The 6,550-nt window shown below is 56.3% G+C and carries 6 protein-coding genes; 2 read left to right on the forward strand and 4 right to left on the reverse strand.

Annotation, left to right across the window (positions count from 1 at the left end; genetic code table 11):
• Both NW829_RS07915 and NW829_RS07920 read left to right on the forward strand, forming a co-directional pair.
• The coding region (locus NW829_RS07915) for a mechanosensitive ion channel family protein (RefSeq protein WP_414416821.1) at positions 1-1,625 on the forward strand (1,625 nt) is incomplete at its 5' end.
• 33 nt (positions 1,626-1,658) lie between these two features.
• A complete protein-coding gene (locus NW829_RS07920) occupies positions 1,659-2,249 on the forward strand; it encodes a DUF721 domain-containing protein (RefSeq protein ID WP_414329102.1) in 591 nt (196 codons plus the stop codon).
• A gap of 163 nt (positions 2,250-2,412) precedes the next feature.
• On the opposite strand, the gene pxcA is transcribed toward NW829_RS07920, so the two are convergent.
• The 4 genes from pxcA to NW829_RS07940 all read right to left on the reverse strand — a co-directional run bounded on the left by pxcA (position 2,413) and on the right by NW829_RS07940 (position 6,213).
• Positions 2,413-3,795 carry a proton extrusion protein PcxA gene (pxcA, locus tag NW829_RS07925; RefSeq protein WP_414416822.1) on the reverse strand — a complete coding sequence of 461 codons (1,383 nt, stop codon included), beginning with the start codon at positions 3,793-3,795 and terminating at the stop codon, positions 2,413-2,415.
• 180 nt (positions 3,796-3,975) lie between these two features.
• On the reverse strand, positions 3,976-5,379 hold the full coding sequence (locus tag NW829_RS07930) for a glycosyltransferase (protein ID WP_011432449.1): 1,404 nt from the start codon (positions 5,377-5,379) through the stop codon (positions 3,976-3,978).
• 256 nt (positions 5,380-5,635) lie between these two features.
• Positions 5,636-5,752 (reverse strand): photosystem II reaction center X protein, encoded by a 117-nt coding sequence (locus NW829_RS07935; protein WP_011432450.1) that lies wholly within the window; start codon positions 5,750-5,752, stop codon positions 5,636-5,638.
• A gap of 104 nt (positions 5,753-5,856) precedes the next feature.
• Positions 5,857-6,213: a ferredoxin-thioredoxin reductase catalytic domain-containing protein gene (locus tag NW829_RS07940; RefSeq protein ID WP_011432451.1), complete on the reverse strand. Its 357-nt coding sequence runs from the start codon at positions 6,211-6,213 to the stop codon at positions 5,857-5,859.
• Positions 6,214-6,550: the final 337 nt, after the last annotated feature.

Raw genomic sequence — 6,550 nt, forward strand, 5'->3', positions numbered from 1 at the left:
TCGGGATCCCTTTGACCGGCCAAGAGGGCACAGAGGTGTTGGTGGGGAACATCCCGGTGTTTCGCCTGCAGACGGCAGAGTACCCCAGCGATGTGCGGGCCGACAACGTTCGGGCGATCATCGAGCGCTTTCTCGAAGAAGGGCAGTTGCCACAGCCAGAGGTACGGGTAGCCCAGGATGCCAATGGGCAATACATCTTACGCCTGGGGGAAAGAGGCCGCTTTGAGGCCACCCAACGGTATTTGTTTACCGTCACCTATGCCGATGCTGCCGCGGAGCGCAGGGTGGCACCGGGTCAGGTGAACCTGAATGACGTGCGTCTGGTGGCCAACAGTTGGGCGCGGCGGTTGGAGCAAGCGATTGCCGATTACCGCGAAGATTTGCTGGCTCTGCAGCGGGCCCAGGATCCGCGCGTGCTGGTTCTGACCCTCCTGGCAGGGATCGCCACCCTGGTGGTGGGGTTCTTTCTCTGGCGGCTGTTCGACCGCAGCTTAACCCGTCTGCAACGCTGGTTGGAGCTTAAGGCCGGAGAGACCTGGGGCACCTGGATCGATGTGGGTGGGATGCTGCTGCGGGGCGTGGGGGTGATCCTCATCGCCGGCATCTCGCTGGATCGCGGTATCAGCTTCATCCCTGCCCTACGACCCTTTCAGCGCTCCTTTTACCTGGGCCTGGGTCGTGTGGTCGCCACGGCTCTGGGCGTTCTCACCCAGCCTCTGCCCAACTCCAGCGTTTCGATTGCCAGCTTGCTGGTCTTCCTCGTCCTCTCCATCTTGGTTTTCACCGGCGCCCACTACGTCAGTGTTGGCTTCAAGCAGCGCTTTTTGGCACGCCTGGGGCTGGATCTGGGCACCCAAGAGTCTTCGGCGGCCATCTTCAAGTACATCCTGACCCTGTTCGGCATCCTTCTGGTCTTGCCCTTCAGCGGCCTTAATCTGGGCTCCTTGGCGGTTATTGCCGGGGCGGTGGGTTTGGGGATCGGCTTTGGTTTGCAAAACCTCTCCAACAACTACATCAGCTACATTGCCATTTTGCTGGAGCGCCCCATCCAAATAGGGGATCTGGTGGAAGTGGACAACTTGCTCGGCACGGTGGAGCGCATTGGGCCACGGGCTACCGTCTTGCGCACCCTGGATCGCATCTTTGTGATCGTGCCCAACTCCCGCTTTACCGAATCAAAGGTGGTGAACTGGAGCTACCGGGATCCCCGCTGTCGCATCCACATTCCTGTGGGCGTGGCCTACGGCTCCGATACCGCCTTGGTTACCGAAGCCCTGCTCAGCGCCGCCAGAGAAAATGCTCGGGTGTTGAGCAGCCCTGCCCCCCAAGTCTGGCTCAAGTCCTTTGGCCCTTCTGCACTTAACTTTGAGCTGCTGGTGTGGATCAACCGTCCTCAAGATCAGTTTGTCTTGATCAGCGAGCTAAACTTCCTAATCGAGGCTGAGTTTCGGCGACGTGGGATCCGCATCCCCTTCCCGCAACAAGATATTCATATCCGCAGCCTAGAGGGATTTGCCCCCCTCAGTCAAAATGGCGGATCCCCTTCTTTGCCCGATACCGACTCCATTCACTCTGCCCTCAAAGAAGCGGCTCAATCGCCGGAAGACCAAAATGGTGTTTCCTAAGCTATTGCCTGCCATTGACACCCTATCGACACCATGTTGCAGCGGTTAGATGAGGTACTGGGAAGCTTTGGCAGCCATCCCCGTTGGGCTGAACTGAAGCAAATGCAAACCCTGCGGCAGCTCTGGCCCGAACTCGTCGGAGAGGCCGTAGCCGCCCAAACCTATCCTCTCAGCCTGCGCCGACAGGTGCTGCAGGTGGCCACCTCTACCCCGGCCTGGGCACAAAACTTAACCTTGCAACGCCAGATCATTCTCAGGAAACTCAACAGCCGGCTACAATCTCCCCTCAGCGATATCCGCTTCAGCTCTGGTGCCTGGCACAAGGGATCCAGCCCGGCTGCCCCCCACCCTGATGCGGAGTTGACCAGCAAGTTTTATGGCGCTCCCCGCCTAGCAGACCAAGATGGACAACGCCCTGGATCCTGTCGCAGCCCCAATCCAAAACAGCCCACCTCCGACCCGAAAGTGGCTTTCGAGCGCTGGGCCAGAGTGGTGAAGCAACAACAAACCCAGGAGAACCTGTTCCCTTGCCCCGCCTGCCGCTGTCCTACCCCTGCCGCCGAATTGGAGCGTTGGTTTGTCTGCGGGTTCTGCCATCGACAATCCTTACGCCCGCCCAGCTAACTCAGGAAACTCGAATTACGGTTGCTTCAAATGGCAATCAAACGATTCGTCAGGTCGATCCCCAACTTCTTTCTTCCTCTGAGAGAGGTTGTGGATGGTTACGTCAGCGGCAAGGAGCGCTTGGGAAGCGTCTCAACCCAGTTTGAAATGCAACTGCGAACCCTTAATCGTTCATAGCCCGATAGGTGGCCACCGAAGACGGCGATACACGGTTTAGATAGCGAAAGATCCAATACTTAAAAAGCGTATCTAGGAAAACCGGAAAAGTAGCAATAAAGCCGTAGATAAAATCGCGATTCTCCGGTACCCCCAAATGGGCAGCCAAATTACCCAGCAGCACCTCCCAACCGTGGGGAGAGTGATAACCGACAAACACATCGGTAAAGAGAATAATAATGAAAGCCTTGGCACTGTCGCTGAGGCCGTAGATCAGACGATCCAAAAAAGACTTGAGGACTTCGATTTCCTCACGCCCAATAAAGATAAGCCAGCCAAACACCAGCAGCGAAAGCAAATCAGCAAGGATATTCTTCAATCCTTCCGAGTTCCTACGGCTATATTTTTTCAGCAGTTCCTCTGCCTTCATGGACAGTTGCTCTTCTGATTCCAGATCCCACTCTGGGGGTTGATGGTGCAAAGCTCGCTCAAATTCTATTCTTTCCTTGAAAAACTCGAACTCTGACAGGGCTTTTTCTTGGAATTCGTGGCTTAGAGCCACAATGGCAGGCTCCCGTTGTTGGAAGTGATCCACCAATGGCCCAAACAGAAAGTTTTTCGAGAGGATCTGGGTGAGCAGAGGCAAAACGGCCAACAACAACAGAAAACGAATCGATACCAGTGTGCGAGTGCGAGCCTCCCGATACTCTTGGATCAGTTCCTCCTCGGCCTGGGAACTCAGCTCACGGCGGATTTGGCTGGCCGTGCGCAGAATGGAGCGGGGCAGAATCGCAGCTTTGGAAGCGACCGGGGCAGCGCCATTGCCGGAGCCTGCCTTGACAGAGACATTAGAAGAACTGGGTTGGGTTGAGGTAGGTTGTTCTGGCCGTTCGAGAGGCTCAGGTGAAGTGGAAATTGAAGCAGAGATGGGCTGGGATTTTCTGGTCGGGCGTTTGTATCGAGAAGTCACCTGATCGATAAACTGCAGTTTCTCCAAAATGGAAAGATCTCGTCTTTGGCAACCATTCTCGGAGTTTTCGCTGCTGCTTTCAGAAACATTGGCCTCAGCGGCATGGAGTTGTTGAGCTTTATCTTGGGCAGAAGTAGGGCCACTGCCATTTTGCTCGGGATCCGGCAGGCGAGAAAAGGCGCTGCTGGCTCTGAACTCTGCCAAACGCAGATCGATCTGGCGCAGTTGCCGGCGCAGTTGAATCTGAAAGTAGCGGCTGACATTCTGGCCATGTTGCCCATTGCTGCCAATGGAACCTCCCTGGAAGTATTGATCCTCAATGGCTTTAATGCGCAGGGCAGCCTCATAAGCTTGGTCGAGGGAGCGCAGGGGGGTATTCGAGATCCATTGGCCCAGCCTGCTCAATACGGATTCTCCCATTGCTCGTTCCCGTGGCACTCCCCATGGGGGTCAATCCACACATTACAGTGATCCGATTGACTAATTATTGTAACGAGTCCTGGGTGCCTAGGCGGGAATCCCAACGGTGGAGAAGTACTTGCAGAGACTGGCCCTGCCTCGACAGAAGTACAGACCGGCACCTTTGGGTCAGAGCAAACTTCAGTATCCCTTAAAGCGCTTGAGGGCAAAGCCACAGATCTGCAGCAGCCGCAGCCCCTCTCGCACATGGTGAATGTTGGAGCGACCATAGGTTCTGGGGAAATAGCGCACGGGGATATCCAGGATCTTCAGGGTGCGCTTGGCGGATCCCAGCAACAGGTCAAAATCTCCAAACGGGTCGAAATCCCCCCACTCTTGGCACAGCTTGGCAATCTGCTGGTAATCCTCCCGCCACAGGGCCTTGGTGCCACAGAGGGAATCTTTGATGCGGATGCCGAGAATGTAGGAGAGGAGAGCGGCAAAAAAACGATTGGCCCATTGGTTTAGCCGAGGCATTGCCTCTGGTTTCAGGGGATAGATAAGGCGACAACCATTGGCAAAATCACATCGCCCGGAAGCCACAGCCCGGAAAAACTTGGGCATGTCCTCTGCCTGTACCGTCAAATCGGCATCGAGGATGATCAACACATCCCCTGTAGCGGCGGCTAGCCCCTTGCGCACCGCATCCCCCTTGCCCTTGCCCTCCTGCCGTAGAGCCCGGATATTGCGGATCCCTTGGTATTCCGCCTGTACCCGCTGGATCTCGGCCCAAGTCCCGTCGCTGGAATGCCCCTCCACAAAAATGATCTCGGTGCGGGATCCCATCTCGGGCAAATGTTCCACGCAGCGGCGGATGTTGCCCGCTTCATTCCGAGCCGGAATCACCACGGTGCAGGAAGGCTGCTGCTCAGGGGGGGGATCCCAGGCAGGGTCGGGCTGCAGGCGAGCGATCGTGTACTCTGTCAGGCAGAGGGCGTTGATCCCGGGCAATGGGGCAATCACCCGGTTGATCACAGTCGAAAGGAACGGGATCCGCCGCGGCAACAACAGCCGCTTGCCCTGCTGAATGACCTCGTATCCTGCCAAGTGCAGCAGGTTGGCCACATCGGCTGCCGATAACCAGTTGGCTGCCGGCAGAGGCATCCGTTGCTTCAGAGCGGTTGCCAAGCCCAGAATCGGCTCCCAGAGCGGGTTGTGGTGGGAGAGGATCAGGCGGGTGCGTGGGGTACAGAAGCGGCGCAACTGCTGGAGAACCTGCTGGATGTCGGCCAGGTAGCCCAGGGTATTGACGAGCAAGATCACATCAAAAGGCTCCGCCAAGACGGGATCCCCTTTGTCCAGCGTGTGGGCATCTTGCACCCGGAAATGGAGATGGGGAAACTCTGCCTGAGCTTGGGCAACAATGTCCGCATCCCGGTCGATCCCCACCCCGAAGCTGGGCTGCAAGGCATTGAGCAGGGATCCCGTGCCGGAACCAATCTCCAAGATGCGCAAACCGGCAGGGACAAAAAAGCGATGCAGCCGCTCCAGATCCTCGTGGTAGTAGCGGTTTTTTTGCCGCCAGTAATACAAGGGGTGGGTCAACGCTGGCAAGGGATCCCTGGGGTATCGCTGGATAGTCTTCGATCATAAGGTGTGATCGTTTGCAACAACGGCTTCAAGCGCCTTAGATCTCAATCTGTTGGTCACCCAACCCAGCTGGATCCCCGACAACAGGGGCGAAGCCCTCCAGCGATTGCGTACCGCAGCCACATCTTGCCACCCCAGTCTCTCCCCACCCAGCGATAGCAGTACAGGGAAAAGGGAAGCATTGGCGGGCAAGTGCCAACGAGCGGGGATCTCAGCGACGACGCACTTTATCCCTTTGGCTGACAAAGATGATGGCGCCAAAGAGAGCCCCCAGCACAACTGCACCAGCCACCAAGCTCCAGAGGAAGTTAGCAAGTGAGGGAGTCATAAAAGCGTTTCCTCCTCGTGCAAATAACCATTGCCCAACGGCTTTTCGATTATACCGAGCCCTGTCACCCTTCCAAAGCCTGCCTTTGTCCCTGCCGGGCGCTGTCATTTGGTAGTTTGGTATTCCAGGGGCACCTCCTCTAGGGTTTGGCTCTTGCCGGCAAAGGGGTTATCCGGCGTTAAGAACAGCATACAGTGACATTCCTTTCGCTCCCGCATGGGTACACAGGGGCAATTCCAATAGCCTGCTTTTGCTTCTGCCTCTTTGTCTTCATAAAAACGACAGGGACACAGCGGGGCGCCCAATTGCTCTTTGTGCAGAGCCAAGCCTTCGATCACCGCCGTCGTAATTGATGGATCCGAGCAGAAAAAGGTCTCGGAGCGTTTGGCGTAGGTTTCTGCGAAATGCCGCATCAACTCAAAGCTCTTCTGTGAGGACTTTTTGTAACCACGACTTTCCATGACGATTCCCAAAAGTGGAACTAACCGGCTGTTGCTAGCAATGGGGCTCACAGCTTTTTCCGACGACGCCTCCCGAAGCCAGTACAGACGTGTAGGGGGCCGGGATTCTATTAACTCCACAGATAACTCCACAGACCTCCCACAACGTCGAGAAAAGCTGTATCTCGCTCTTCGTTGTACAGCAGACCTCTAGGCAGGACAAAAGATTATGCCCTTGCTGTTACACAAGGCAACATCTAGGGGCCGTAGCAAGAGCCAGCCTTGGCGTACTCTACAGAATACCTTGACATCCTCCCCGGCCTGAAGGCCGGAGATTCCTACCACGCTGCGCATGGAT

Origin of the sequence: Synechococcus sp. R55.8 (genome assembly GCF_047461895.1) — a bacterium.
Lineage (GTDB): Bacteria > Cyanobacteriota > Cyanobacteriia > Thermostichales > Thermostichaceae > Thermostichus.

Excerpts from the sequence above, each read along its gene's own strand:
- NW829_RS07920 (WP_414329102.1), top strand. The coding sequence starts at position 1,659 with ATGTTGCAGCGGTTAGATGAGGTACTGGGAAGCTTTGGCAGCCATCCC.
- pxcA (WP_414416822.1), bottom strand. The coding sequence starts at position 3,795 with ATGGGAGAATCCGTATTGAGCAGGCTGGGCCAATGGATCTCGAATACC.
- NW829_RS07935 (WP_011432450.1), bottom strand. The coding sequence starts at position 5,752 with ATGACTCCCTCACTTGCTAACTTCCTCTGGAGCTTGGTGGCTGGTGCA.
- NW829_RS07940 (WP_011432451.1), bottom strand. The coding sequence starts at position 6,213 with ATGGAAAGTCGTGGTTACAAAAAGTCCTCACAGAAGAGCTTTGAGTTG.